Annotated in this window: 27 protein-coding genes and 1 riboswitch; of the genes, 18 read left to right on the forward strand and 9 right to left on the reverse strand. The window is 65.8% G+C overall.

Annotation, left to right across the window (positions count from 1 at the left end; translation table 11 throughout):
• Positions 1 to 141: 141 nt before the first annotated feature.
• Complete coding sequence (locus EAE28_RS12630) at positions 142 to 849, reverse strand: GDSL-type esterase/lipase family protein (RefSeq protein WP_246022349.1); 708 nt, start codon at positions 847 to 849, stop codon at positions 142 to 144.
• 23 nt (positions 850 to 872) lie between these two features.
• Here EAE28_RS12630 and trxA point away from each other — a divergent pair, with 23 nt between their 5' ends.
• The 12 genes from trxA to ugpC all read left to right on the forward strand — a co-directional run bounded on the left by trxA (position 873) and on the right by ugpC (position 12,289).
• Entirely contained in the window at positions 873 to 1,778 is a 906-nt protein-coding gene (gene trxA / locus EAE28_RS12635) for a thioredoxin (RefSeq protein ID WP_127106780.1), read from the forward strand.
• A gap of 26 nt (positions 1,779 to 1,804) precedes the next feature.
• A complete protein-coding gene (locus EAE28_RS12640) occupies positions 1,805 to 2,455 on the forward strand; it encodes an LON peptidase substrate-binding domain-containing protein (RefSeq protein WP_127106782.1) in 651 nt (216 codons plus the stop codon).
• A complete protein-coding gene (locus EAE28_RS12645) occupies positions 2,452 to 2,655 on the forward strand; it encodes a Trm112 family protein (RefSeq protein ID WP_127106784.1) in 204 nt (67 codons plus the stop codon). Before EAE28_RS12640 ends, EAE28_RS12645 begins: the two co-directional genes overlap by 4 nt.
• 20 nt (positions 2,656 to 2,675) lie before the next feature.
• Positions 2,676 to 3,062 carry a hypothetical protein gene (locus EAE28_RS12650; RefSeq protein WP_127106786.1) on the forward strand — a complete coding sequence of 129 codons (387 nt, stop codon included), beginning with the start codon at positions 2,676 to 2,678 and terminating at the stop codon, positions 3,060 to 3,062.
• Between the two features lie 130 nt (positions 3,063 to 3,192).
• On the forward strand, positions 3,193 to 3,861 hold the full coding sequence (locus EAE28_RS12655) for a GntR family transcriptional regulator (protein ID WP_127106788.1): 669 nt from the start codon (positions 3,193 to 3,195) through the stop codon (positions 3,859 to 3,861).
• Positions 3,862 to 4,106: 245 nt separating this feature from the next.
• A complete protein-coding gene (locus EAE28_RS12660; protein ID WP_127106790.1) occupies positions 4,107 to 5,504 on the forward strand; it encodes an aspartate aminotransferase family protein in 1,398 nt (465 codons plus the stop codon).
• Between the two features lies 1 nt (position 5,505).
• A complete protein-coding gene (locus EAE28_RS12665; protein ID WP_127106792.1) occupies positions 5,506 to 6,807 on the forward strand; it encodes an NAD(P)/FAD-dependent oxidoreductase in 1,302 nt (433 codons plus the stop codon).
• A 252-nt stretch (positions 6,808 to 7,059) separates the two neighbouring features.
• On the forward strand, positions 7,060 to 7,869 hold the full coding sequence (locus EAE28_RS12670; RefSeq protein ID WP_127106794.1) for a polysaccharide deacetylase family protein: 810 nt from the start codon (positions 7,060 to 7,062) through the stop codon (positions 7,867 to 7,869).
• A 237-nt stretch (positions 7,870 to 8,106) separates the two neighbouring features.
• Entirely contained in the window at positions 8,107 to 9,426 is a 1,320-nt protein-coding gene (gene ugpB / locus EAE28_RS12675; RefSeq protein WP_246022350.1) for a sn-glycerol-3-phosphate ABC transporter substrate-binding protein UgpB, read from the forward strand.
• Positions 9,427 to 9,494: 68 nt separating this feature from the next.
• On the forward strand, positions 9,495 to 10,382 hold the full coding sequence (gene ugpA, locus EAE28_RS12680) for a sn-glycerol-3-phosphate ABC transporter permease UgpA (RefSeq protein WP_127106799.1): 888 nt from the start codon (positions 9,495 to 9,497) through the stop codon (positions 10,380 to 10,382).
• Between the two features lie 10 nt (positions 10,383 to 10,392).
• Positions 10,393 to 11,241 carry a sn-glycerol-3-phosphate ABC transporter permease UgpE gene (ugpE, locus tag EAE28_RS12685; protein WP_127106801.1) on the forward strand — a complete coding sequence of 283 codons (849 nt, stop codon included), beginning with the start codon at positions 10,393 to 10,395 and terminating at the stop codon, positions 11,239 to 11,241.
• A gap of 1 nt (position 11,242) precedes the next feature.
• Positions 11,243 to 12,289 (forward strand): sn-glycerol-3-phosphate ABC transporter ATP-binding protein UgpC, encoded by a 1,047-nt coding sequence (gene ugpC / locus EAE28_RS12690; protein WP_127106803.1) that lies wholly within the window; start codon positions 11,243 to 11,245, stop codon positions 12,287 to 12,289.
• A 176-nt stretch (positions 12,290 to 12,465) separates the two neighbouring features.
• Here the strand turns inward: ugpC and EAE28_RS12695 are convergent, their stop codons facing one another.
• A complete protein-coding gene (locus EAE28_RS12695; protein WP_127106805.1) occupies positions 12,466 to 12,786 on the reverse strand; it encodes an antibiotic biosynthesis monooxygenase family protein in 321 nt (106 codons plus the stop codon).
• A gap of 64 nt (positions 12,787 to 12,850) precedes the next feature.
• Positions 12,851 to 12,957, forward strand: a riboswitch (TPP riboswitch).
• Positions 12,958 to 12,995: 38 nt separating this feature from the next.
• Here EAE28_RS12695 and thiB point away from each other — a divergent pair.
• The 3 genes from thiB to EAE28_RS12710 are packed head-to-tail and all read left to right on the forward strand — an operon-like array spanning position 12,996 to position 16,210.
• The gene (thiB, locus tag EAE28_RS12700) at positions 12,996 to 13,997 is read left to right on the forward strand and encodes a thiamine ABC transporter substrate binding subunit (RefSeq protein WP_127106807.1); all 1,002 of its coding nucleotides are present in this window, start codon (positions 12,996 to 12,998) and stop codon (positions 13,995 to 13,997) included.
• Positions 13,981 to 15,531, forward strand: a complete 1,551-nt coding sequence (locus EAE28_RS12705; protein WP_127106809.1) for an ABC transporter permease family protein — start codon at positions 13,981 to 13,983, stop codon at positions 15,529 to 15,531. The genes thiB and EAE28_RS12705 overlap by 17 nt, the downstream gene beginning before the upstream one ends.
• Positions 15,518 to 16,210, forward strand: a complete 693-nt coding sequence (locus tag EAE28_RS12710; RefSeq protein WP_127106811.1) for a thiamine ABC transporter ATP-binding protein — start codon at positions 15,518 to 15,520, stop codon at positions 16,208 to 16,210. Before EAE28_RS12705 ends, EAE28_RS12710 begins: the two co-directional genes overlap by 14 nt.
• Here the strand turns inward: EAE28_RS12710 and EAE28_RS12715 are convergent.
• The 6 genes from EAE28_RS12715 to EAE28_RS12740 form a co-directional block, all read right to left on the reverse strand.
• Positions 16,207 to 16,713: a hypothetical protein gene (locus EAE28_RS12715; protein WP_127106813.1), complete on the reverse strand. Its 507-nt coding sequence runs from the start codon at positions 16,711 to 16,713 to the stop codon at positions 16,207 to 16,209. The genes EAE28_RS12710 and EAE28_RS12715 overlap by 4 nt on opposite strands.
• 116 nt (positions 16,714 to 16,829) lie before the next feature.
• Positions 16,830 to 17,612, reverse strand: coding sequence for a cytochrome c1 (locus EAE28_RS12720; protein WP_127106815.1), 783 nt, complete (start codon positions 17,610 to 17,612; stop codon positions 16,830 to 16,832).
• 23 nt (positions 17,613 to 17,635) lie between these two features.
• Positions 17,636 to 18,985 (reverse strand): cytochrome b, encoded by a 1,350-nt coding sequence (gene petB / locus EAE28_RS12725; RefSeq protein WP_127106817.1) that lies wholly within the window; start codon positions 18,983 to 18,985, stop codon positions 17,636 to 17,638.
• 14 nt (positions 18,986 to 18,999) lie between these two features.
• Positions 19,000 to 19,560 (reverse strand): ubiquinol-cytochrome c reductase iron-sulfur subunit, encoded by a 561-nt coding sequence (gene petA / locus EAE28_RS12730; RefSeq protein ID WP_127106819.1) that lies wholly within the window; start codon positions 19,558 to 19,560, stop codon positions 19,000 to 19,002.
• 190 nt (positions 19,561 to 19,750) lie between these two features.
• Positions 19,751 to 20,416, reverse strand: a complete 666-nt coding sequence (locus tag EAE28_RS12735; protein ID WP_127106821.1) for a LysE family translocator — start codon at positions 20,414 to 20,416, stop codon at positions 19,751 to 19,753.
• Between the two features lie 9 nt (positions 20,417 to 20,425).
• Positions 20,426 to 21,043: a glutathione S-transferase gene (locus EAE28_RS12740; protein WP_127107320.1), complete on the reverse strand. Its 618-nt coding sequence runs from the start codon at positions 21,041 to 21,043 to the stop codon at positions 20,426 to 20,428.
• Positions 21,044 to 21,204: 161 nt separating this feature from the next.
• On the opposite strand from EAE28_RS12740, the gene mtgA reads away from it, so the two are divergent.
• The 3 genes from mtgA (at position 21,205) to queG (ending at position 23,802) form a co-directional block, all read left to right on the forward strand.
• Positions 21,205 to 21,942 (forward strand): monofunctional biosynthetic peptidoglycan transglycosylase, encoded by a 738-nt coding sequence (gene mtgA, locus EAE28_RS12745; RefSeq protein ID WP_127106823.1) that lies wholly within the window; start codon positions 21,205 to 21,207, stop codon positions 21,940 to 21,942.
• Between the two features lie 51 nt (positions 21,943 to 21,993).
• Complete coding sequence (gene fzlA / locus EAE28_RS12750; protein ID WP_127106825.1) at positions 21,994 to 22,671, forward strand: FtsZ-binding protein FzlA; 678 nt, start codon at positions 21,994 to 21,996, stop codon at positions 22,669 to 22,671.
• Positions 22,672 to 22,776: 105 nt separating this feature from the next.
• Entirely contained in the window at positions 22,777 to 23,802 is a 1,026-nt protein-coding gene (gene queG, locus EAE28_RS12755; protein ID WP_127106827.1) for a tRNA epoxyqueuosine(34) reductase QueG, read from the forward strand.
• Here queG and EAE28_RS12760 read toward each other — a convergent pair.
• Positions 23,788 to 24,657 carry a glutathione S-transferase gene (locus tag EAE28_RS12760; RefSeq protein ID WP_127106829.1) on the reverse strand — a complete coding sequence of 290 codons (870 nt, stop codon included), beginning with the start codon at positions 24,655 to 24,657 and terminating at the stop codon, positions 23,788 to 23,790. The genes queG and EAE28_RS12760 overlap by 15 nt on opposite strands.
• Positions 24,658 to 24,799: the final 142 nt, after the last annotated feature.

The raw sequence follows: 24,799 nt of genomic DNA on the forward strand, positions 1-24,799 counted from the left end.
GCATTGAAACCGATCAGCAGGTGCAGGCAGTAGCTTAAACAACCCGGAAATCTGTCCAAGTGTTGGGGAGTAGCTCACCGCGGCGCTGACGGGTTCTCCCGATTCAGGGGCGTATTTAGGGCAAGATGAAAGCGGGTTCGCTCAGAAGAGGGCGTGGGCCACGGCTTGGGCGAGGGTAGCGTGGGACTCGGGCGAGAGGTGGACGCCGTCGAGGGGGCTGGTCTCGATATGGGCGGAGGCGTCGAGGAAGAGGGTATCTCGGGACCGCGCAAGGTCGGCGAGGAGCGGGGTGAGGGCGCGGGATTTGGCGGCACCGCCCCAGAAATCCGCGGCGAGGATGCCGGATTCGGTGACCGGCGGCGGGGCGATCAGCAGCACGCGGAAGCCGCCGTGCCGGGTTTGCATCTCATCCCCCAGCGCGAGGTCGAGGAGGGCCGCGATGCCGCCGGTGATCTGCTCGGGTGTGGCGCCGAAGCGGGTCTTGACGTCATTGGTGCCCAGCATGATCGTCAGCGCGTCAATCGGCCCGTGGCTGCGCAGCGCCTGATAGAGCGCGGGCCAGCCGTTCATGATGCCGCCCATCACCGGATCGTCGAACTGGGCGGTGCGGCCCGGCAACCCCTCTTCCACCAGCGACCAGCCAAGGGTGGCGGCGGCGCGGCTCGGCCAGCGGATGTCGGCGGGGTAACGCTCGTACACGCCGCGCTGATACAGGGGCGGGGTGCCGTGGGTGTTGGAGTCGCCAAAGGTCAGGACGGTTGCCATAGCGCCAAGTTTGCGCGCGAAGCCGTGGCTTGTCCAGAACTTGCCCCTTGGATCGACGCCGCGTCGGTCGCATATAGGGGGCAACGCAGAAACCGCGAGAGGATGCCATGCTGGGCAATTTTGACGCCGCCCCCGCCGCGGCGGGTCTGATCAAGGATACCACCGAAGCCAGTTTCATGGCCGATGTCGTCGATGCCAGCCAGGAAGTGCCGGTCATCGTCGACTTCTGGGCGCCGTGGTGCGGGCCGTGCAAGACGCTGGGCCCGCAGCTGGAGGCTGCCGTCACCGCTGCCAAGGGCAAGGTGAAGATGGTCAAGATCAACGTCGACGAGAACCAGCAGATCGCCGCGCAGCTGCGCATTCAGTCGATCCCGACGGTCTATGCGTTCTTTCAGGGCCGCCCTGTCGATGCGTTTCAGGGGGCCGTGGCTCCGTCCGAGTTGAAGACCTTCGTCGACAAGCTGGTCGCGCTGACCGGTGAGGATGAAGGGCTGGAAGCGGCGCTGGACGAGGCCGAGACGATGCTGGGCGCGGGCGAGGCTGCCGATGCGGCCGAGGTCTTCGCGGCGGTGCTGGGCGAAGAGCCCGAGAACGCGCGGGCGCTGGGCGGGCTGGCGCGGGCGCATATCGCGGCCGGAACGCTGGATCAGGCCGAGGCGCTGATCAACAACGCGCCTGCGGCGATCGCGACGGCGAAAGAGGTGGAGGCGGCGCGTGCGCAGCTGGCGCTGGCGCGGCAGGCCGAGACGGCGGGGCCGGTGGATGAGCTGCGCGCGGCGCTGGCGGCCGATCCGGCCAACCATCAGGCGCGGTTCGATCTGGCGGGCGCGTTGCACGCCAATGGTGATGTGGCCGGGGCGATTGACGAGCTGCTGGAGCTGTTCCGCCGGGACCGCGAGTGGAACGAGGGCGCGGCTAAGGCGCAGTTGTTCATCGTGTTCGACGCGCTCAAGCCCAACGATCCGTTGGCGCAGAAGGGCCGTCGCCGTTTGTCGTCGATGATCTTTGCCTAAGGGGCCGCGCGCGCTATGTCAGGATCATGCTGAAAGCCAAAGACCTTCCTGACGCCCTCGCGTTGTTCCCGTTGCCTGGCGCGCTGCTGTTGCCGCGCGCCAAGCTGCCCCTGCATCTGTTCGAGCCGCGCTATCTGTCGATGCTTGAAGACTGCATGGCCACGCCGCACCGACTGATCGGCATGATCCAGCCGCGCCCGACCCCGGCCGGTGCCGGTGACAGGCTGCATGCGATCGGCTGCGCCGGGCGTCTGACCGCGATGTCCGAGACCGAGGACGGGCGCTACATGATCACCCTCACCGGGATCAGCCGCTTTCGGCTGAGCGAGGAATTGCCAGCCGACGGGTTGCCGTACCGGCGGGGGCGGCCCGTGTGGGGCGGGTTCGAGCGTGATCTGGGGCCGGTCGAGCATGACACGGCGTTTGATCGCGAGCCCTTCCTTGACCTGCTGGCGCGGTATTTTGAGGCCGTGTCGCTGTCGACCGAATGGGACAGCCTGAAGGATGCCGAGGACGAGCTGCTGATCAACGCGCTGTCCATGCTGTGCCCCTTCCCGCCCGAGGAACGGCAGGCGCTGCTGGAAGCGCCCTCTCTCACCACGCGGCGCGAGACGCTGGTAACCTTGATGCAATTTGCCCTGCGCGCGCCGGGCGAGACCGGGGGAACGCTGCAATGAGCGATGACGACGACAGGGCGGTGGCCACGCCGCAGGCCGAGCGCCACATGCTGGAATCGCTGGTCTGTCCGGTGACGCAGGGCCAGCTGACCTATGACCGGGCTGCGCAAGAGTTGATCTCGGCCACGGCGCATCTGGCCTTTCCGATTCGCAATGGCATCCCCATCATGCTGGCGTCGGAAGCACGCGAGATCGAGTGAACCGCAAGGAGGGCAAGCGTATGGCACGCAAGACAAGTCTGGCACTGGTGACGGTCGGGGTTTTGTTGGCAGGCTGCGCGACGCCCTTGCAGCAATGCCTTTACGACGCCGAGCAACCCGCGCGTGAGATCGAGCGCACCCTGAGCGAGGAATACGCCACGCTCAGCCGGGGCTATTCGATCGAGCGCATCCGCGTGCCGACGATGTCGATGGGGGTCTGTGGTGGGCCCGGCGGGGCGGCAGTGCCCTGTGCGCGTCCCGATTACGACATCAACGAAATCCACCACCGCGTCGACCGCGATCTGGTGCGCGAGCGCATCGCGTTGCTGGAGCGGCAACTGGCGCGCGAACGCCCGCGCGCGGCCGCGGCGAGCGCGCAATGTCAGGCGACTTATCCGGCAGGATGAGGGGATCGGGTGCAGCGCAGCCTGTTGATCGGGCAGGGCGGCATGGGCAGGGTTGGTTGCCGAGCAAACCGCTATGCAGGGTCAAGGCGATGCGCTAACGTCGGATTTTGATCAGATTGCTGCGAAATACATGGCCCTGACTGATACGTCCCCGCTGCGAGATCCGCATAAACTGCCCGAGCACGAGGCGACCTATCGACGGTTGCGGGACATGGCGATGTTCGGTGAGCTGGAGCCGGGCCAGAAAGTCACCATTCAGGGGATCACGGCGGTTCTGGGCGCGGGGATGACCCCTGTCCGCGAGGCGATCCGGCGTCTGACCGCAGAGGGCGGGTTGATCCTGCATGAAAACCGCCGGGTCTCGGTCCCGCGGCTGACGGCGTCGCAGGCCGATGAGCTGGCCTTCGCCCGTCTGGCGCTGGAGCCCCGGCTGGCCGAGCTGGCGCTGCCGCGGTTGACGGGCGTGGATATTGCCCGGCTGCAGGCGCTGGATGACGAGATCGACGAGGCCATCGAGATCAGCGATGTGCGCGGGTATCTGGCCGGGAACTACCGCTTCCATTTTGCGCTCTATGATCTGGCCGAGGCGCCGATCCTGACGTCGCTGACCCAGTCGCTGTGGCTGCGCTTTGCGCCGTCGCTCAGGGTGGTGATGACCTGCGACGGCGAGATCGGGCCGGACCGGCACAAGGATGCCGTGGCCGCGATGCGCGCCGGTGATGCGCAGGCGCTGGCGCAGGCGATCGAGGCGGATATCCGGCAAGGCATCGACCGGGTGCGGGCGGATCTGCACGGGTGAGGGGTTTCGCCCTCAGCCCCTGACGCTTTCAGCGTCATGTCTTCGGGCGACCGGGCAAGGGGGGCGTTGCCCCCCTCTTTGCTGCGCAAATTCACCCCCCAGGATATTTACGGACAGAAAATGAAGGGGCGCGGGTGCGGGGCTGATGGGTATTGGAAATTTGATCAAATCGGATTGCGGCGGCGGGCCGTGGGGCGTATCGTGTCCCGAATCCCCGGTTTTGCGGGTCTGAAGGAGTCTTCGCCATGCGCACGATCACCAATCATTTGCCCACCTCGGAACTGCAGGCGCTGGACGCGGCGCATCATGTTCACCCGTTCACGCAGAATGACGCGTTGGCCAAGAAGGGGGCGCGGATCATCACGCGGGCGAAGGGTGTGTATCTGACCGACAGCGAGGGCGAGACGCTGATCGACGGCATGGCCGGGTTGTGGTGCGTCAATGTCGGTTACGGGCGCAAGGAACTGGCCGACGCGGCGGCGCGGCAGATTGAAGAGCTGCCCTATTACAACACGTTCTTTCAGACCAGCCACGTGCCCGCCATCGCCCTGGCCGCGCGCATTGCCGATCTGGCACCGGGCGATCTGAACCATGTGTTCTTTGCCTCGTCGGGGTCGGAAGCCAATGACACCAACATCCGTCTGGTGCGCCACTATTGGGCGCTGAAGGGCAAGCCCGAGAAATCGGTGATTATCGCGCGCAAGAACGGCTATCACGGGTCGAGCATGGGCAGTGCCTCGCTGGGCGGCATGACCGCGATGCACGAGCAGGGTGGCTTGCCGATCCCGGGCATCGTGCATATCGACCAGCCGCACTGGTACGCCGAGGGCGGCGACATGACGCCCGAGGAGTTCGGTCTGCAACGCGCCCGCGCGCTGGAGGAGAAGATCCTTGAACTGGGCGCAGACCGGGTGGGTGCGTTCATCGCCGAGCCGGTGCAGGGCGCGGGCGGGGTGATCATTCCGCCGTCGACCTACTGGCCCGAGATCCAGCGCATTGTCGACAAATACGACATCCTGCTGATCGCCGATGAGGTGATCACCGGGTTCGGGCGCACCGGCAACTGGTTCGGCAGTCAGACCTTCGCCATCAAGCCGCATATCATGACGATCGCCAAGGGCCTGTCATCGGGCTATCAGCCGATCGGCGGCTCGGTGGTCTGTGATGAAGTGGCGGCGGTGATTGCCACGGATGAGTTCAACCACGGCTACACCTATTCCGGCCACCCGGTTGCCGCCGCTGTGGCGCTGGAGAATCTGCGGATCATCGAGGAAGAGGGCATCGTCGAGCATGTGCGCGACGTGGCACACCCGTATCTGGCCGAGCGCTGGCATGCGCTGGGCGATCACCCGCTGGTCGAGGACACGCAGTTGGTGGGTCTGATGGGCTCGCTGGCTTTGGTGCCGGTGAAGGGTGAGCGCGCCAAGTTCGCCGCGGGTGCCGGGACGGCGGGGTACATCACGCGCGAGCGCTGCTTTGCCAATAACGTGGTGATGCGCCATGTCTATGACCGCATGATCATCTCGCCGCCGCTGGTGATCACGCCCGCTGAGATCGACATTCTGATCGACCGGGCGACGGTGGCGCTGGATGAGGCGTATAAGCAGCTCAAGGACGAAGGCCTGCTGAAAAAGGCCCAGTGACATGGATCTGCTGACCGCCAATGACCAGCTGGGGGCGTATCCCCCCAGCTGGTACGCCGCGACGGCCGAGGCGCTGCCGGGGTTTCCGGCAGCCGCCGGGGCGCTGAGTTGCGATGTCTGCGTGGTGGGCGGCGGGTTTACCGGGCTGTCGGCGGCGCTGCATCTGGCCGAGCGGGGCTATGACGTCATCCTGCTGGACGCGCAGCGGGTGGGGTTTGGTGCCTCGGGTCGCAATGGCGGGCAGGTGGGCACCGGGCAGCGGCTGGATCAGGACACGCTGGAAGGCATGGTCGGCAAGACCCAGGCGCGGGCGCTGTGGGATCTGTCGCTGGAGTCGGTGGCGCTGACGCGGGATCTGGCGGCGCGCCATGCCCCCGAGGCCGGGTTTGCGCCGGGGATCATCCATGCGGCGCACAAGCCGCGCTATGTCGGCGAGGCGCGGGCCTATGCCGAGAAGCTGGCGCGCGATTATGGCTATGACCAGATCGAGCCGCTGGACCGGGCGCAGATGCAGGCGCTTGTCGGCTCTCCTGCCTATCATGGCGGCGATATCGACCACGGTGGCGGGCATCTGCACCCGCTGCGCTATGCGTTGGGGCTGGCGCGGGCGGCGCAGGCGGCGGGGGTGCGGATCTTCGAGCAGTCGCGCGTGACCTCGGTGACCAAGGGTGAGCCGGCGCGGGTAATGACCGACGCCGCGACGATCACGGCGCGCTTTGTGGCGCTGGGGCTGAACGGCTACATGGGGCGGCTGGAGCCTGCGGTGGCGTCGCGCGTGATGCCGATCAACAATTTCATCGCGGCGACCCGCCCGATGAGCGACGCGGAACGCGCGGCGGTGATCAGCGCCGATCATGCGGTGGCGGATACCAAATTCGTGGTGAATTACTTCCGTTTCTCGCAGGACAACCGGCTGCTGTTTGGCGGCGGCGAGAGTTATGGCTACCGCTTTCCGGCCGATATCGCGGCCAAGGTACGCCGCCCGATGGAAGAGATCTTCCCGCATTTGCGCGGGATAGAGATCACCCACGCCTGGGGCGGGACGCTGGGCATCGCCTATAACCGCATGCCGCATTTCGCGCGGCTGGCGGGGAATGTGCTGACCGCGTCGGGCTTTTCCGGGCACGGCGTGGCGATGGGCACGCTGGGCGGCAAGCTGATGGCCGAGGCGATTGCCGGGCAGGCCGAGCGGTTCGACGTGATGGCCGCTGTGCCCAACCCGCAGTTTCCGGGCGGGGCGAGCCTGCGCTATCCGCTGATGGTGGCCGCGATGCTGTGGTTTTCGCTGCGCGACAAGCTGTAAAGCTTGGGTGATTCGGCACGGGCGCTGAGCGTCGCCAGGGTGTTTTAAGCGCCTGAGCGGCAGGGCGCTCATCGCGCTTAAGTTGCGCGCGCGGGCGAAAACCATCCTTAACAAGCCGTAAACACCCTGTTTTGTGGCAATCGAGCCGCAGGACAGAACGGTCAACAAGTGCTTGACCAGAATCAACTTTTCCGCGTCGAAGGCTGTCAGTAGGACTCTGGGCAGCTGCTTACACAACTGTCGGGGGACAGTGTGACAATCATACATCGTCGGACCTTGCTGTCCGGCCTCGGTGCGCTGGGCTTTGCCGCCTCGGCGCAGCTGGGGACTGTTAAATCTGCCGTTGCGCAGACCGTGCCTGCTGTTCCGACAACGCCGATGCCTCGGCTGCGCCGGACGCATGAACTGGTTTCGCTCACGTCCGTTCACACGGATCGTCCGCGCGTGGCGCTGACGTTCGATGACGGCCCGCATCCGCAGAATACGCCGCATTTGCTGGATATTCTGGCCCGGTATCGCGTCAAGGCGACCTTCTACGTCATCGGCCAGAACGCCCGGCGGTATCCCGAGATCGTGCGCCGGATCGTGGCCGAGGGGCACGAACTGGGCAACCATACCTGGACGCATCCGGTACTGTCGCGGCAGAGCGACAGCACCATCCTGACCGAGATCGACCGCACCCAGCAAATGATCTGGGACACGGTCGGCGCGGTGCCGGTCACCATGCGCCCGCCTTATGGCTCGTTCACCCATCGGCAGATGCAGATGCTGTTCGATCAGCGCAATCTGTCGTCGGTGGTGTGGTCGGTTGACCCTGAGGATTGGCGACGCCCCGGTGTGTCCGTCGTGGCGCAGCGCATGATTCAGGGCGCGCGTCCGGGCGCGGTGATTCTGGCGCATGACATCCACGGACCGACCATCCGCGCCGTGCCCGCCGCGCTGGACGGCATTCTGGCGCGCGGGTTGCAGCCGGTGACCATGTCGGACCTGCTGGCCTGGCCGCATTGGGGGCCGCGGGGCTTGCGCTATGTCGGGCGCGCAACGACGCCGTATCAGGGCTGAAACAGCGATTTTTCTTGTGTATAAACGGCGCGGCTCCAACGGGGCCGCGCCTTTTGCATGGGCGGCCAAGCGAATAATGCACGGGCGAAGAAAATTTTCGCCTTTTGACATAAACGCTTCACAAACGAAGATTATCGCATCAAAGTGCTGAAATTCGCGCCCTTCTGGTTTTCCGGGAGGACGCGGTCTCCGCTTTTTTGAGCGCAATCAGAACCAACGTAACCAATGGGGTTCCCGATGTTGAAACACAGTCTCCTGGCCGCGACCGCGCTGGCGCTCGTTGCGCCCGCCGCGCAGGCGCAGACCGAAATCCAGTGGTGGCACGCAATGGGCGGCCGTCTGGGCGAGCTGGTCGAAGAGATCGCCGCCAACTTCAACGCCAGCCAGTCCGACTATGTCGTCGTGCCCAGCTTCCGCGGCACCTATGCCGAAGCGATGAACGGCGCGATCGCCGCGTTCCGCGCGGGCGAACAGCCTGAACTCGTACAGGTTTTTGAAGTCGGCACCGGCACCATGATGGCCGCCGAGGGCGCGATCTATCCGGTCTATCAGCTGATGGCCGACAATGACGTCGAGTTCGATCCTGAGGCCTATATCCCCACGGTCGTCGGCTACTATACGGACCCCGATGGCAACATGCTGTCGTTCCCGTTCAACTCGTCGACGCCGATCCTGTACTATAACCGCGACATCTTTGAAGCCGCCGGTCTGGACCCGGACAGCCCGCCGGCCACCTGGGCCGAGATGGAAACCATGTCGCGTCAGATCGTCGAATCGGGCGCTGCGACCTGTGGTTTCACCACCCGGTGGCCCAGCTGGGTGCAGCTGGAGAACTTCCTCGCCTATCACAACCTGCCGCTGGGCACACAGCAGAACGGTTTCGCGGGCTTTGACACCGAGCTGGTGCTGAACCAGCACGCGGCGCTGATCAATCACTGGGAAAACCTGACCCGTTGGCAAGGCGAAGGCCTGTTCAGCTGGGCGGGTGGCGGCCCCGGCCCCGATGCCGGTCCGAAGTTCTACTCGGGCGAATGCGCGATGCTGTTTGAAAGCTCGGGCGGTCGCGCCGGTGTGCTGTCGAACGCCACGTTCAGCGTCGGTTTCGGCATGCAGCCCTATTATGACGACGTAGAGGGTGCGCCGCAGAACTCGATCATCGGCGGGGCCACGCTGTGGGTTCTGTCGGGTCACTCGGATGAGGAATACGCCGGTGTTGCGCATTTCCTCGAATTCCTGTCGCTGCCCGAGCAGCAAGCCTGGTGGCACCAGAACTCGGGCTATCTGCCGATCACGCAGGCTGCCTATGAGCTGACCGAAGAGCAGGGCTACTACGCCGAGAACCCGGGTGCTGACACCTCGATCCGTCAGATGAACCTGAACCCGCCGACCGAAAACTCGCGCGGTCTGCGGTTCGGCAACTACGTGCAGATCCGCGACATCATCTCGGAAGAGATGGAAGCGATGATCATCGGCACGATCAGCGCCCAGCAAGCGGCGGACAACATCGTGGCGCGCGGCAACGACCTGCTGCGTGAATTCCAAGCGGCGATGCAGTAACCTGAACTGACCTTTGCCCGCCCGGTCCCAAGGATCGGGCGGGTCCCTCTTTTTGCAGGACGCCCGGCATGCAAACCAAGCGCATGACCTTCACCAACAACCGCTGGCTGCCCTATCTTCTGCTGGCGCCGCAGGTGACCATCACGCTGATCTTCTTCGTCTGGCCCGCCAGCCAGGCCCTGTGGCAATCGATGCTGCGCCAGGACCCGTTCGGGCTGCGCACCACCTTTGTCTGGTTTCGCAATTTCGAGCGTCTGTTTGCCGACCCGCATTATCTGGTGTCGATGAAAACGACGCTGATCTTTTCGGTGTCCACCACGCTGCTGGCCATGTCGGTGTCGCTGCTGTTCGCGGTGATGGTGAACCGGATGATCCGCTCGCGCGATGCCTATACGACGTTTCTGGTCTGGCCCTATGCCGTGGCCCCCGCCGTTGCCGGTGTGCTGTGGTGGTTCATCTTCAACCCGTCGGTCGGCATCCTGCCCTATATGCTGCGTGGCATCGGGATCGAGTGGAACCACCGGCTGGAAAGCAGCCACGCGATGATATTGGTGGTGATCGCCGCTGCGTGGAAGCAGATCAGCTATAACTTCCTGTTCTTTCTGGCCGGTCTGCAATCCATCCCGCAATCGCTGATCGAGGCGGCGGCGATTGACGGTGCCAGCCGGTCCAAGCGCTTCTGGACCATCGTCTTCCCGCTGCTGTCGCCCACCACCTTCTTCCTGATGGTGGTCAATATCGTCTACGCGATGTTCGACACCTTCGGCGTGATCCATGCCACCACCGCAGGCGGCCCGGCGCAAGCGACTAATATTCTGGTCTACAAGGTCTATCGCGACGGGTTCATCGGCAACAATCTCGGCTCGTCCGCAGCGCAATCGGTTGTGCTGATGGGGATCGTCATCGTCCTGACCGTGGTCCAGTTCCGCTGGATCGAGCGTCGGGTGAATTACTGAGGGCCGCATCATGGTAGAAAACGACCGCTGGGGCATCTTTCTGGCCCATCTCATCCTGATCGTCGGCGTCGCCATCGTGGTGTTCCCGGTCTATGTGGCGCTGATCGCCTCGACCCACGCGCCGGGCACCTTCCTGCAGGGCGTCATGCCGCTGCTGCCGGGCAGCCACGCGATCGAGAACTATTCGACCGTGATCTTCGAGGGGCGCTCGAACGCCGGTGCGCCGCCCATTGGCCTGATGCTGTGGAACAGCTTCGTCATGGCGATGATGATCGCGGTGGGCAAGATTGCGATCTCGCTGCTCTCGGCCTTCGCCATCGTCTATTTCCGCTTCCGGTTCCGCATCTTCTTCTTCTGGATCATCTTCATCACCCTGATGCTGCCGGTCGAGGTGCGCATCGTGCCGACCTATCAGGTGGTCGCCAATCTGGGCATGCTGAACAGCTACTGGGGCCTGTCGATCCCGCTGATCGCCTCGGCCACGGCGACCTTCTTGTTCCGGCAGTTCTTTATGACCGTACCCGAGGAAATGCTGGAAGCCGCGCGCGTCGATGGCGCCGGGCCGCTCAAGTTCTTCAAGGACATCCTGCTGCCCCTGTCAGTCACCAACATCGCCGCGATGTTCGTGATCATGTTCATCTATGGCTGGAACCAGTACCTCTGGCCGCTCTTGGTGACCAATGACGAGGCCTATTACACCGTCGTCATGGGCATTCAGCGCATGGTGACAGGCGCGGATAGCGAGCCCCTGTGGCATCTGGTGATGGCCACCGTCGTGCTGGCCGCGCTGCCGCCGATTCTGGTGATTTTGTTCATGCAACGGCTCTTTGTGAAGGGCCTGACCGAGACGGAGAAGTAATATGGCCCGCATCGTGCTTGATGGCCTGTCCAAGGTCTATCCCGGCGGCGTCCAGGCGGTGAGCGACGTCAGCCTCGACATCGCCGATGGCGAAATGATTGTGCTTGTCGGCCCCTCGGGCTGCGGCAAGTCCACGCTGTTGCGCATGGTCGCGGGGCTGGAGACGATCACCGGCGGCACGCTGACCATCGGCGACCGGGTGGTGAATGGTCTGGAACCGGCGCAGCGTGACATCGCCATGGTGTTCCAGAACTACGCGCTCTACCCGCATATGACGGTTTACAACAACCTCGCGTACGGGCTGCGCAATCAGGGCGTGGACAAGGCCGAGATCGAGCGCCGGGTGCAGGAAGCAGCCTCGATGCTGCAGATCGGCGAGTACCTCGACCGCAAGCCGCGCAATCTGTCGGGCGGCCAGCGTCAGCGCGTGGCCATGGGGCGGGCGCTGGTGCGTGAGCCGGCGGCGTTCCTGTTCGACGAGCCGCTGTCGAACCTCGACGCCAAGCTGCGCGTGCAGATGCGGGTCGAGATCCGGCAGTTGCAGAAACGGCTCAAGACCACCTCGCTTTACGTGACGCATGACCAACTGGAAGCGCTGACCATGGCCGACCGGCTGGTGGTGCTGAACGGCGGCAGGATCGAGCAGGTCGGCACGCCGATGGAGCTGTACTCAAAGCCCGCGACGGTGTTTGTCGCCGGGTTCATCGGCTCTCCGGCGATGAACCTGATCGACATGGCCTATCTGCGCGATAGCGGCATCGCCCCGCAGGCGCTGCCTTCGGGCACCGACCTGATCGGCGTGCGGCCCGACGAGCTGCTGCTCACCGCGCCCGCAGAGCCGCATCTGGCGCTGAACGGCACAGTGGCGCTGCTGGAACCCGCCGGGGCCGAGAGCCACATCTATGTCACGCTGGGCGGCAGCGATCAGCCGATCACCGTGCGCATCGCTGGCCTGCCGCAGGTGACCGAAGGCGCGCCGATCACGCTCTACGCCGCGCTGGACGGGTTGCACCCGTTCAACAGCGCCAGCGGTCGGCGCACGGGCTGACGCGGGGCAGGGGGGCCTCGGCCCCCTCTGGCCGTTCCGGCCATTCACCCCCCGAGGATATTTGAAGAGCAAAGAGGGGCGTTAAGCTTTCGTTAACCGCGCCTCATTTTCTGTCTGAAAATATCCTCCGGGAGGGTCCGGGAGGGTGGAAAACCCTCCCGGTTCGACAGCGCCGTTCAGAACACCATTGCGACCTCATACATCACCGGCTCGAAATGCGTGCACATCGCCGCGATCGTGCGGTTGCGCTCGCGCATCTCGGCGGTGCGCAGCATGGCCTGAAAGTCGCCGCGCTTTTCCCAGCGCGAATAGGTCGAGATCCGCGTCTGCGCGTCATTCACATGCAGCGCGCCGCCCAGAAAACCGGGCTGGTGGCGGATCACCGCCTCATAGGCATCCGTCAGCGCGTCAAGCACGTCGCTGCAGGTGCCGGGGGTCATTTCAAACGTGGTGATGACGGTCTGGCCGTCGAACTCGGGTGTGATGGCGATGGGCATGAAGAGCCTCCCTTTGCTGGGGTCATGGTGCCCCCTTGCGGTCGCTCTGCAAAGCTCTATCTTGCCCGCTACCTCGGGGTGCCGGCGCAATCCGGCTGAGATGTGGGCAACCACGGACCCGTTGAACCTGAACCGGTTAGGACCGGCGGAGGGAAGGTGACAGGATGATCCTCCACCCCGACCCCGCCCGTCGCAATGGAGGAATGATCATGACCCATCCGACCTTTGCCACGGGATTGCTTGCGGCTTGTGCGCTGGCAGTTCCCCTGATGGCAAACGCCCAGACACCGCAGTTGCGGGTGCTCACCTATGACAGTTTCATCGCCGAATGGGGCCCCGGCCCGCAGATCGAGTCCGCGTTCGAGGCGACCTGCGGCTGCGATCTGGTGTTTGAGGCTGCCGGTGACGCCGCCGCCATGCTGGCCCGGCTGATGCTGGAGGGCGCGCGCAGCGACACCGACGTGGTGCTGGGGCTGGACACCAACCTGACCGCTGCCGCCACCGAGGCCGGCCTGATCGCGCCGCATGGACTGACGCCGCAGCTGGATCTGCCGGTTGCCTGGGACGATCCGCTGTTCGTGCCCTTCGACTGGAGCTGGTTCGCCTTCGTCTATGACACCACCCGCGTTGCCACCCCGCCGCGCAGCTTCGCCGATCTGATCGACAGCGATCTGAGCGTGGTGATTCAAGACCCGCGTTCCTCTACCCCCGGTCTGGGCCTGCTGATGTGGGTCAAGGCGGTGTACGGCGATCAGGCCGGGGCGATCTGGCAGGGTCTTGCCCCGCGCATCCTGACCGTCACGCCGGGCTGGTCCGAGGCGTATGGCCTGTTCCTTGAGGGCGAGGCGGATATGGTGCTGAGCTACACCACCTCGCCCGCCTATCACATCATCGCCGAAGGGGATGAGACCAAGGCCGCCGCGCTGTTCGACGAGGGGCATTACATGCAGGTCGAGGTTGGCGGCATCGTTGCGGGCACCGATCAGCCCGAGCTGGCGGCGCAGTTTCTGGCCTTCATGACCTCGGACGCCGCGCAGGCGCTGATCCCCGAAACCAACTGGATGTACCCGGCTGTGACGCCCGAGGGGGGGCTGGCCGAGGGTTTCGCGGCGCTGCCGCGCCCTGAGGTGTCGATCCTGCTGCCCGCCGACGAGGCGCAAGCCCTGCGTGACCCCGCCCTTGCCGAGTGGCGGGATGCGCTGGCGCAGTGAGCCCCTGTGGCTGATCGGGGCCGCCGCGCTGGTCGCGGCGGTCCTTGTCGTGCTGAACCTTGGCGCTTTGGGCGCTGTGGTCTGGCGGGCCGAGGGGAGTGCCAGTCTGAGCAGTGCCGACTGGTCGGCGCTGCGTTTCACCATGGTGCAGGCGGCGGTGTCGGCGCTGGTCTCGGTCGCGCTGGCGATCCCGGTGGCGCGCGCGCTGGCGCGGCGGCGCTTTGCCGGGCGGGGCGCGCTGGTCGTGCTGATGGGTGCGCCGTTCATTCTGCCGGTGCTGGTGGCGGTGATCGGTCTGCTGGCCGTTCTGGGCCGCAATGGCATTGTCAACGAGGCGCTGGTCTGGCTGGGTCTGCCGCGTTTCAGCATCTACGGCTTTCACGGCGTCATTCTGGCGCATGTGTTCTTCAACCTGCCGCTGTCGGTGCGCCTGCTGTTGCAGGGCTGGGCGCGCATACCGGGCGAGCATCTGCGGCTGTCCTCGGCGCTGGGGTTCGGCGCGGTCGCGCGCTGGCGGCATATCGAGGGGCCGATGCTGGCCCGCGTGGTGCCCGGCGCGCTGACGGTGGTGTTTCTGATCTGCCTGACCTCGTTCGCGGTGGCACTGACGCTGGGCGGCGGCCCGCGCGCGACGACGCTGGAATTGGCGATCTATCAGGCGTTCCGCTTCGATTTCGATTTGGGCCGCGCGGCGCTTTTGGCGGCGGTGCAGGCGGGCGTCGGGCTGGCGGCGCTGCTGGCGCTGGCGCGCTTCACGCTGCCTGAGGGGGCGAGCACCGGCATGGACCGGGTAGCACCCGCGCCGCCGGGCGGGCTGGCCAAGGGGCTGGACGCGCTGGCGATTGCGCTGGCGGCGGCGTTTCTGCTCGCGCCGCTGGCGATGGTGGTGATCAAGGGCTTGCCTGCCGTGGTCGGCCTGCCTGCGGTGGTCTGGTGGGCGACGTTGCGCTCGCTGGTGGTGGCGGGCCTGTCGGTGGTGTTGCTGGCGGTGTTTGCGGCGGCGCTGACGGCGGCGTCGCTCACCCGCAAAGCGCCCGAGGCGTTGGGGATGGCGGCGTTGATCTCGTCGCCCTTGGTCATTGGCACAGGGCTGTTCGTGCTGGCGAACCCGTGGATCGACCCGGCGCGGCTGGCGCTGCCGGTGACGGCACTGGTCAATGCGGCGATGGCGCTGCCCTTTGCGTTGCGCGCGCTGGTGCCTGCCGCGCGGCGGGCCGAGGCGGATTTCGCGCGGCTCTCGGCGGCGCTGGGGCTGAGCACGGCGGCGCATTGGCGGCTGGTGCTCTGGCCGCGCTTGCGCCGCCCGGCGGGATTTGCGCTAGGGCTGGGGGCGGCATTGTCGCTGGGGGATCTGGGGGTGATCGTGCTTTTCGCGCAGACCGGATCGGAAACGCTGCCGATGCAGATGCACCGGCTGATGGGGGCGTATCGCAGCGGCGATTCGGCAGGGGCGGCGGTGCTGTTGCTGGCGCTGTCGCTGGGGGCGTTTGTGGCCGTGGAGCGGCTGGTGGGAGGGCGCGATGCTGACGCTTGACGGGGTAGAGATCACGCTGGGCAGCTTCCGGCTGGCGGCGGCGCTGAGCGTGCCGCAGGGCGCGCGGGTGGCGGTGATGGGGCCCTCGGGCGCAGGGAAATCGACGCTGATCGGCGCGGTGGCGGGGTTTGTGCCGCTGAGCGCCGGGGCGATCCGCTGGCAGGGCGCGCGGATTGACGCGCTGGCCCCGGCGCTGCGGCCGCTGAGCATCCTCTTTCAGGACAACAACCTGCTGCCGCATCTGAGCGTCTTTGACAATGTGGCGCTGGGGGTGGACCCCAACTTGCGCCTGAGCGCCGCGCAGAAGGCGGCGGTGGGGCAGGCGCTGGAGGAGACGGGGCTGAGCGGCCTTGAGGCCCGCAAGCCCGCGCAGCTGTCGGGCGGGCAGGTCAGCCGGGCCGGGCTGGCGCGGGTTCTCTTGCGCGCGCGGCCGATGATCCTGCTGGACGAGCCGTTCTCGGCGCTGGGACCGGCGCTCAAGCGGCAGATGCTGGATCTGGTGGCGAGGATCGCGGACGAGACGGGGGCGACGGTGCTGATGATCACCCATGACCCTGAGGACGCGCTGCGCCTGTGCGATCAGACCATCGTGGTGGCGGACGGTCAGGCTTCGCCACCTGCGCCCACGGGCGCGTTGCTGGCCGATCCGCCGCCTGCGCTGAAGGCGTACTTGGGTTAGATCCCGCAGGTCCGTTGCAGGGCGGCACGGGCGGCGCCGCTTCCGTTGAGACGGTACGCGGTGATACGCTCGCCCGCGGCATTGAGCAGCTCAAGCCGGGTGCCCCACGCGAAGGCGTCGAGCCACGCGGTGTCCAGCAGGTCCGAAGCCACCCAGTCGCGGTCGGCGGGGCGGTAGCGCAGAGTGCGCTCAAAGCTCTGGCCGTCGATGGCAAAGCGCACGGGCTCGCTGTCCGACAGCCCCAGCCCGTCGCCGTAATAGCGCGACAGGCGCAGCTGCCCGGCGGGGGCGTCGCGGGTGCACCGCAGCTCGATCCGGCCCGTATGGTTGTCGCCTTCGGCGGTGATCTGCACGCTGTCGCCCTGTTGCAGCACCATCCATGTGCCGGGCGCGACAAAGCGGAAGCTTTGTTCGCTGCCCCAGCGGCCCACGCCCTGCCATTGCGCGAGGGCGGGCAGGGGGGTGGCGAGGGCGAGAAACAGCGTAAGAACCGGGCGCAGCATCGACATTCTCCAAAGATGACAAAACCCTAACGACCGCGCCAGCGCGTTTCCAGACCTGCAAAATGCAAAACGCGCCCCGGGGGGCGCGTTTCACGGTTCTGTGACGGATCAGCCGATCAGCTGTTCTTGGCCGCGTCCTTGACCGGTGCCCAGAGGCGCTTGTTGGTCAGGTAAAGCAGCGAGGCCAGCAGCGCCAGGAAGATGACGCCGATAAAGCCCCACATCTTGCGCTCGACCAGCTTGGGTTCGGCAGCCCACATCAGGAAGGCAGCGACGTCCTGCGCCATCTGCTCTTCGGTGGCGGCGGTGCCGTCGGAATATTCCACCATGTCTTCGAACAGCTGCGGCGGCATGGCGACGTTGCCGCCAAAGGCCGTGTTTTCATAGAAGATGGCGCCGCCCTGCTCGGTTTCTTCACCGGTGAAGCCGGTCAGGAACGAAGCGATATACTCAGGGCCACCGATCCCGTGCAGCAGCTGGTTGATCCCCAGGCCATAGGGGCCGTGGAAACCGGCGCGGGCCTTGGCCATCATGCTGAGGTCCGGTGCGTTCTCGAGCGCCGAGCCGGGGAAGTGGTCGGGCCCAGCCGCTGGACGGTAGCCGCCATCGCCATCGGGCACTTCCATCGTCGCCGCATAGGCGCGCATCACGTCGTCTTCCAGACCGGGGCCGGTTTCCTCGCTCAGCGAGCGGAAGGTGACCAGGTCCAGGCCGTGGCAGGCCGCGCACACCTCGGTATAGACTTGCAGACCGCGCTGCAGCTGCGCCCGGTCGTAGGTGCCGAACGGCCCCTCGAACGAGAACGCGAAGTCGTGGACGTGACCCGCTTCTGCGGCCAGCACAGGGGTGGACCCCAGTGCCAGCACGGTCATCGCCGAAAGGGCAAGTTTCTTGATCATGATCTTCACTCTCTTCCTTTCGCTCACTCGGCCGGGATCTGCTCAGGGGCCGGGCCGCTCTTCTTGGCCTTTGCCTTCACATGGGCCTTGAAGTCCTGCTCGATGGTCGCCGGCGGAGTCGTCGGACGCTCAAGGACACCCAGCAGCGGCAGGATGATCAGGAAATAGCCGAACCAGTAGGCGGAACCGATCAGGGAGATATTGGTATAGATCCCTTCTGCCGGCATCGCACCGACCCACATCAGCACCACGAAGTCGACCGCCAGCAGCCAGAAGAACGACTTGAACATCGGGCGGTGGCGACCCGAGCGGACCGACGAGGTGTCGAGCCACGGGGTCAGCGCCATCACCGCGATCGCGCCGAACATCGCCAGCACGCCAAAGAACTTGGCGTCGATGATGCCGAAGGACAGCCAGTTCGCCGCGATCACCACCCAGACATCGGCGGTAAAGGCACGCAGGATCGCGTAGAACGGCAGGTAATACCATTCGGGCACGATATGCGCAGGCGTCGAAAGCGGGTTGGCCATGATGTAGTTGTCGGGGTGGCCCAGGAAGTTCGGCATGAAGGCGACGATTGCCCAGAACACCAGCAGCACGACGACCAGCGCGAACAGATCCTTGATCACGAAGTAGGGCCAGAAGGGCAGCGTGTCCTTCTCGGCTTCTTCCTTGGACCCACGGCGCACTTCAACACCCGAGGGGTTGTTGTTGCCGGTGTTGTGGAAGGCCCAGACGTGCAGGATCACCAGGCCGGCGATGACGAAGGGCAGCAGGTAGTGCAGCGAGAAGAAGCGGTTCAGCGTCGGGTTGCCAACTGCCGGTCCGCCCAGCAGCCACTGCTGGATCGGCTCGCCGATACCGGGGATCGCGCCGAACAGGCCGGTGATCACCGTAGCGCCCCAGAACGACATCTGACCCCAGGGCAGAACGTAGCCCATGAAACCGGTCGCCATCATCAGCAGGTAGATCAGCATGCCGATGATCCAGGTCACTTCGCGCGGGGCTTTGTACGAGCCGTAATACAGACCGCGGAAAATGTGGATGTAGACGGCAAAGAAGAACAGCGACGCGCCATTGGCGTGCAGGTAGCGCAGCATATAGCCGCCGCGCACGTCGCGCATGATATGCTCAACCGAATTGAACGCCATGTCGGCATGCGGCGTGTAATGCATCACCAGCACAATGCCGGTAACGATTTGCAGCACCAGGCAGAAAGCCAGCACGATGCCCCAGATCCACCACCAGTTCAGGTTTTTGGGGGTGGGGATCATCAGCGTATTGTAAATCAGCCCGACAATCGGCAGGCGGCGGTCAAGCCATTTCTCCGGGCCGGTCTTGGGCTCGTAATGGTCGTGGGGAATCCCGGACATACCTTCAGTCTCCCTTAGCCGAGCTGGATGGTGGTCTCGTCCACGAACTGGACGAGAGGAATATGCAGGTTCTGCGGCGCAGGACCTTTGCGGATACGGCCAGCCGTATCGTAGTGCGAACCGTGGCAAGGGCAGAACCAGCCGCCAAAGTCGCCAGCGCCGTTGCCCAGCGGCACGCAGCCCAGGTGGGTGCACACGCCGGTCATGATCAGCCACTCGCCGGTTTCGTCGGCAGCGCGGTTGTCATCGGTCGCTTCAGCGTTGGGTTTGTTTGCGTTCTCGGCGCTCGTGTCGATCAGGTCGCTCATCGGCACGGCACGGGCCGCTTCGATTTCTTCGGGCGTACGACGACGGATAAACACCGGCTTGCCCAGGAAGCTGACGGTCAGCTGCGTGCCAACCGAGACACCGCTGATATCGACAAAGATCGAGGACAGGGCCGCAACATCAGCCGAAGGATTCATCTGGTTGACCAGTGGCCAGACCACCGCGCCAGTCGCGACGACACCGGCGCCGGCTGTCGCGTAATACAGGAAATCCCGGCGAGTGCCTGCGTTGTCATCTGCGTGGGACACGAGCATTCTCCATTTCAAGGTCATGGGTCCGGCAGATATGCCGAAACGAGCCGCAGGTCTTGCAGCTTCCAAGGCGGCTGTTTAACGGCGATTTGAACATCAGTCCAGCCGCGAAAATGGGGAATGATGCCGCACCCCGGCCCTTCAGGGCAGCGGTTGCGGCAGTGCTTGCGTGATGGTCACGCCCGCCTCAGATATGTCGCAAAAGCGTTCCTGCAAGGGTCGCGGCGAAGCCTGCAAAAAACAGGCCGACCCCCAGATTGATCCAGGGTGCGGCCCGCATGAACGCGCGCCCGGCGGCGGGCGTCGAAAACGCCACGGCATAAACCGCGTGAATCGCCCCGGCGACAAGGCAGGCGCCGACGCAGAGAATCGCCACATCCCAGGGCCCGGCGCGGTCTACCGGGAAGACTGCCGTCATCGTCAGCCAGGTGGTCAGCGCCTTGGGGTTCATCAGCATGATCGACATCGCGCGCAGCATGCCAGCCCTTGCAGACAGGCCGCGCTTTGCCTCGGGCGCGGGGGCTTGCCCGCGCCGCCGGGCCACCAGCCCGCTGGCCGCGCGGCGCAGGTAGCGGCTGGCGAACCAGATCAGCAGGCCGGTGGCGACGAGCGTCATCACCAGCCGTGTCGCCGGCACCGTCACCAGCAAGGCCGCGACGCCCAGCACCATGCCAAGGCACCACAGCGTGATCGACAGCCCGGTCCCCAGCGCCGCACCCAAAGCCGCGCGACGCCCCGAGCCGATGGCCAGCGCGATGGTGTTGAGCACATTGGGCCCCGGCGTAAGCACATTCATCGCCAGAAAGGCCCAGGCCGCCAGAAACGCGGCCGGGGGCAGTAAAGTCGCGGGCATTTTATGCGATCAGGCCGCCGGAGGAACCGTGGCCTTGGCCGAATCGCGGGCGGCGAATTTGGCCTCCCACGCGGCAAGGGTCGGGTGGGACGCGCGCCAGTCACGGTCGGCGTGGCGGAAGTCGAGATAGGTCAGCGCACAGCCCACGGCGATGGACCCCATCGTCAGCGGTCCCTCAAGATGCGCCATCCAGCGGGTTTCCAGCGCCGTCAGGCTGCGCGCGATCTTCTGCCACTGGCCTTCGATCCATGCGGCGGATTGCTGCTCGGGCGCGCGCAGCGCGGTTTCGTAGCGCATGAGGATCGCGGCATCGAGGATGCCGTCGCCGGTGGCCTCAAGCGTCAGGGTTTCCCATAGGGCCGGGGCGGCGGGATAGAGCGCCGGACCCTTGGTCGCCTGTGCGGCGAGGTACTGGCAGATCACCCGGCTGTCATACAGCGTGCAGCCGTCGTCACGCTCCAGCGCCGGGATCTTGCCCAGCGGGTTCGCCCCGACCGGCATCGTGCCGGGATCGACCGGGGTGCCCATCGAGGGTGCAAGGGTGACGCTGTCGAGCATGCCGGTCTCGTGCAGCAGGATCATTGCTTTGCGCACATAGGGCGAGGTCGCAGAGTAGTGCAGGGTCATCATCGGCAGGGATCCAATCGCTGGCGCAAGGGTAGGGTGCGGCGAAATGTATCATGCGGGGCCCAAACGTCCATCGGTGGCGGTGGCGAAAACTTTCCGGCGGGCGGGTGAACGCCACACGGGTGCTTGAAGCGACCGGCGACAACCCGTTTACTGCGCGCATGGCACGCGCGAGCAGGAAGAAGAAAAAGACCAAGGCGCCGCTAAGGCTGCTGGACCGGACCGCGCAGGCGATCCGGCGCTTGCTGCGTTGGCTGCTGCTGGGGCTGGCGGCGGGCTTTGTGCTGCTGGTGGCCTGGGTTGGGCTGTACCGTTTCGTCGATCCGCCGGGGGGCTTCTACCAGTGGGGCGAATCGCGCAAGCTGGGCGGCGTGTCCCGTGAATGGGCCGATTTCGACCAGATCGCGCCGGTCATGGCGCGCTCGGTCGTGGCGGCCGAGGATGTGAATTTCTGCCGCCACTGGGGCTTTGACATGGGCGCGATCCGCGACGCGCTGGCCGAGGGCGGGGCGCGTGGGGCGTCGACCATCACGCAGCAGGTGGTGAAGAACACCTTCCTGTGGCACGGGCGCAACATGGTGCGCAAACTGCTTGAGGCAGTGCTGACGCCGGTGGTCGAACTGCTCTGGCCCAAGGAGCGTATCCTAGAGGTTTACCTCAATATCGCCGAGTTCGATCAGGGCGTGTTCGGGGTTCAGGCCGCCGCGCAACGGTATTTCGGCGTCGATGCCTCGGATCTGAGCGCGCGGCAGGCTGGCTTGCTGGCCGCCCTGCTTCCCGCGCCGCAGGATCGCGACGCGGCGCGGCCGAGTGAGTTCATGCGCCGCAGGGCCACCTCGATCGCGGACGGGGCGGCGACGATCGCCCGCGATGACCGCTCGTCCTGTTTCGGCGGTTGAATTTCCGGGGCTGCGGGTGCAAAGACAAGGAAATCCCTGACCCCCAGCACCATGCACTCACCCGTCGTCCATCTGCACCACGTCCCGTTGTCCCCGTTCTGCCGCAAGGTTCGCCTGACGCTGGCCGAAAAGCGCATACCCTTCACCACCAAGGAAGAGCGCTATTGGGAGGGTGGCACCGAGTTCCTGCGCCTGAACGCGGCGGGCAAGGTGCCCATCGTGCGCTATGACGGGCGGCTGTTGTCGGAAAGTCAGGCGATCTGCGAATTCATCGACGAGGTCCATGTCGACCCGCCCCTGATGCCCGACGACCCGGCGGGCCGCTACGAAGTGCGCCGTCTGTGCGCGTGGTTCGACGACAAGTTCCATTCCGAGGTCACGGCGAACCTGCTCTATGAGCGGGTGAACAAGAAGATCACCGGGCAGGGCTATCCCGACAGCCAGAAGATCAAGACCGGCTCGACGCGGATCAAGTTCCATCTGGACTATATGGGCTGGTTGCTGGAGCACCGCCGCTGGCTGGCCGGCAGTGCGCTGTCGCTGGCCGATTTCGCGGCGGCGGCGCATCTGAGCTGTCTGGACTATATCTCGGACGTGGACTGGGAGCGCGCCCCGGCGGTCAAGGCCTGGTACGCGACGATCAAGTCGCGCCCGGCGTTCCGGCCTTTGCTGACCGATCAGGTTCCGGGCTTTCCGCCACCGCGCCGCTATGCCGATCTGGATTTCTGAGGCTGGTAGCGGCGCGCTTCGGGGGCATCGAGCCCCCTCAGCGCGCGCAGGGGGCGCTGCCCCCTACGGCCTGCGGCCTACCCCGGGGATATTTGGTGAGCAAAGATGGGGCTGACCGCCGCCTTGCGCGCGCAGGCGTTGGTGGAGGGGTTTTCGGCAATGGGCGTGACGCGCCCGGATGCGGTGCCCGAGATCGCAGGGCGGCTGGCGGCGTTTGTCGCCGAGGGGCGGCACGGGCAGATGGGCTGGATGGCCGAGCGCATGGCCTGGCGCGGCGATCCGGCGGCGCTGTGGCCTGAGGCGCGCTCGGTGGTGATGCTGGCCGAGGTGTATTCGCCCGACGATGATCCCCTGGCGGCGATTGAACGGCGCGAGGCCGGGGCGATCAGCGTCTATGCGCGCAACCGCGATTATCATGATGTGGTGAAGAAGCGGCTCAAGCGGTTGGGGCGGTGGCTGATCGAGGAGGCGGGCGGCGAAATCAAGGTGTTCGTCGATACCGCGCCGGTGATGGAAAAACCGCTGGCGGCGGCGGCGGGGTTGGGCTGGCAGGGCAAGCACACCAATCTGCTCAGCCGCGAGTTGGGCAACTGGTTCTTTCTGGGCGCGATCTTTACCACGCTTGAGCTGGAGGTGGATGCACCGGGGCGCGAGTCCTGTGGTTCGTGCACCGCCTGTCTGGACGCCTGCCCGACCAAGGCCTTCCCTGCGCCGTTCCAGCTGGATGCGCGGCGGTGCATTTCTTATCTGACGATTGAGCATCATGGGCCGGTTGACCCTGAGCTGCGGCCCCTCTTGGGCAACCGCATCTATGGCTGCGACGATTGTCTGGCCGTCTGTCCGTGGAACAAGTTCGCTGCCACCGCCCGCGAGGCGAAATACGCCGCGCGCGCGGATCTGGTCGCGCCGCCCTTGGCCGAGCTGGCGGGGCTGGATGATGCCGCGTTCCGGGCGAAATTCTCGGGCTCGCCGATCAAGCGGATCGGGCGGGACCGCTTTGTGCGCAACGTGCTCTATGCCATCGGCAACAGCGGCGCGCCGTCTCTGGCCGGGGCGGCGCGCGCGCTGGAGCATGATCCCGATCCGACGGTCAGGGATGCCGCCGTGTGGGCGCTGTCACGGTTGCAGTAGCGCCATCGCCTGCGGCCAGGCCTGCGGGTCGGCCACCGTCTTGTCACGGCAGAACGGGTTGCAAAAGCCGATGACCTGCCCGTCGATACGGGCGAAATCGGTGACGGGTTTGCCGGAATAGGGACAGGCGGCGTTGATCGAGGGGCCGTCGCAGGCCTCGGCCGCCAGCGGCGCGGGGCCGGGCCAGGGGCGGCGCGGGTAATCGCGGTCGTAGAACGGCTGATCCGCGCCATCGACCAGACCCATCGCCCGCCAGCGCCGGAACGGCCCATGCGCCAGATGCGCGTCGACATAGGCCTGCGCTTGGGCGCTCACCGGCAGGCCATAACCTGCGATGCGCCCGGCGACCGGCGCGAAGAACGCATCCGCCGCGCTGTAGTCACCGCAGAGCCACGGCCCCTGCGCCCCGGTTTCGCGCCGCGCCCAGGACCAGAGCAGATCCAGCCGCGCCAGATCGTCCAGCACCGCCTGCGGTGGGGCGCAGTCGCTATAGCTGACGCGCAGGTTCATCGGGCAATGGCTGCGCAGGGCGGTGAAGCCTGCGTGCATCTCGGCCACCAGCGCGCGGGCGATGGCGCGCGCCTTGGGGTCGGCGGGCCAGTGCCCGGCTTGCGGGTGGCGGGTCGCCAGTTCCTCGGCGATCGCCACGCTCTCGGGGATCACCACCCCCTCGGGCAGGCGCAGGGCCGGAACGGTGCGCGCCGGGAAGAACCCCTCAAGCGTCTGCGCAAAGCCCGGCTCGTACAGCCGGGTCAGGGTCAGGCGGGGCGTCAGTCCAAAGGCGGCAAACAGTAGCCAGCCGCGCAGGGACCAGCTGGAATAGCCACGGTCGGCGATGCACAGATCATAACTCATTCGGGGGCACTCTCTTTGGGTCCTGACAGCATGCCCTGAACGCTATTCCGGCTCAAATCAGGATTTGTGGGCTGATTCATGTGTTTTTTCGATGATCGGTTGAACCAAACCGGGGGGGTGCGCGTAGTCCTTACGCAACAGG

Source organism: Pararhodobacter zhoushanensis (assembly GCF_003990445.1).
Taxonomy (GTDB): domain Bacteria; phylum Pseudomonadota; class Alphaproteobacteria; order Rhodobacterales; family Rhodobacteraceae; genus Pararhodobacter; species Pararhodobacter zhoushanensis.

Excerpts from the sequence above, each read along its gene's own strand:
- EAE28_RS12655 (WP_127106788.1), top strand. The coding sequence starts at position 3,193 with ATGGCCCTGACTGATACGTCCCCGCTGCGAGATCCGCATAAACTGCCC.
- EAE28_RS12650 (WP_127106786.1), top strand. The coding sequence starts at position 2,676 with ATGGCACGCAAGACAAGTCTGGCACTGGTGACGGTCGGGGTTTTGTTG.
- ugpE (WP_127106801.1), top strand. The coding sequence starts at position 10,393 with ATGGTAGAAAACGACCGCTGGGGCATCTTTCTGGCCCATCTCATCCTG.
- EAE28_RS12735 (WP_127106821.1), bottom strand. The coding sequence starts at position 20,416 with ATGCCCGCGACTTTACTGCCCCCGGCCGCGTTTCTGGCGGCCTGGGCC.
- EAE28_RS12740 (WP_127107320.1), bottom strand. The coding sequence starts at position 21,043 with ATGACCCTGCACTACTCTGCGACCTCGCCCTATGTGCGCAAAGCAATG.
- EAE28_RS12695 (WP_127106805.1), bottom strand. The coding sequence starts at position 12,786 with ATGCCCATCGCCATCACACCCGAGTTCGACGGCCAGACCGTCATCACC.
- EAE28_RS12710 (WP_127106811.1), top strand. The coding sequence starts at position 15,518 with ATGCTGACGCTTGACGGGGTAGAGATCACGCTGGGCAGCTTCCGGCTG.
- queG (WP_127106827.1), top strand. The coding sequence starts at position 22,777 with ATGGGGCTGACCGCCGCCTTGCGCGCGCAGGCGTTGGTGGAGGGGTTT.
- mtgA (WP_127106823.1), top strand. The coding sequence starts at position 21,205 with ATGGCACGCGCGAGCAGGAAGAAGAAAAAGACCAAGGCGCCGCTAAGG.
- ugpA (WP_127106799.1), top strand. The coding sequence starts at position 9,495 with ATGCAAACCAAGCGCATGACCTTCACCAACAACCGCTGGCTGCCCTAT.
- EAE28_RS12720 (WP_127106815.1), bottom strand. The coding sequence starts at position 17,612 with ATGATCAAGAAACTTGCCCTTTCGGCGATGACCGTGCTGGCACTGGGG.
- EAE28_RS12760 (WP_127106829.1), bottom strand. The coding sequence starts at position 24,657 with ATGAGTTATGATCTGTGCATCGCCGACCGTGGCTATTCCAGCTGGTCC.
- ugpC (WP_127106803.1), top strand. The coding sequence starts at position 11,243 with ATGGCCCGCATCGTGCTTGATGGCCTGTCCAAGGTCTATCCCGGCGGC.
- EAE28_RS12705 (WP_127106809.1), top strand. The coding sequence starts at position 13,981 with ATGCGCTGGCGCAGTGAGCCCCTGTGGCTGATCGGGGCCGCCGCGCTG.
- petB (WP_127106817.1), bottom strand. The coding sequence starts at position 18,985 with ATGTCCGGGATTCCCCACGACCATTACGAGCCCAAGACCGGCCCGGAG.
- thiB (WP_127106807.1), top strand. The coding sequence starts at position 12,996 with ATGACCCATCCGACCTTTGCCACGGGATTGCTTGCGGCTTGTGCGCTG.
- EAE28_RS12665 (WP_127106792.1), top strand. The coding sequence starts at position 5,506 with ATGGATCTGCTGACCGCCAATGACCAGCTGGGGGCGTATCCCCCCAGC.
- EAE28_RS12645 (WP_127106784.1), top strand. The coding sequence starts at position 2,452 with ATGAGCGATGACGACGACAGGGCGGTGGCCACGCCGCAGGCCGAGCGC.
- EAE28_RS12715 (WP_127106813.1), bottom strand. The coding sequence starts at position 16,713 with ATGCTGCGCCCGGTTCTTACGCTGTTTCTCGCCCTCGCCACCCCCCTG.
- fzlA (WP_127106825.1), top strand. The coding sequence starts at position 21,994 with ATGCACTCACCCGTCGTCCATCTGCACCACGTCCCGTTGTCCCCGTTC.
- trxA (WP_127106780.1), top strand. The coding sequence starts at position 873 with ATGCTGGGCAATTTTGACGCCGCCCCCGCCGCGGCGGGTCTGATCAAG.
- ugpB (WP_246022350.1), top strand. The coding sequence starts at position 8,107 with ATGTTGAAACACAGTCTCCTGGCCGCGACCGCGCTGGCGCTCGTTGCG.
- EAE28_RS12640 (WP_127106782.1), top strand. The coding sequence starts at position 1,805 with ATGCTGAAAGCCAAAGACCTTCCTGACGCCCTCGCGTTGTTCCCGTTG.
- EAE28_RS12660 (WP_127106790.1), top strand. The coding sequence starts at position 4,107 with ATGCGCACGATCACCAATCATTTGCCCACCTCGGAACTGCAGGCGCTG.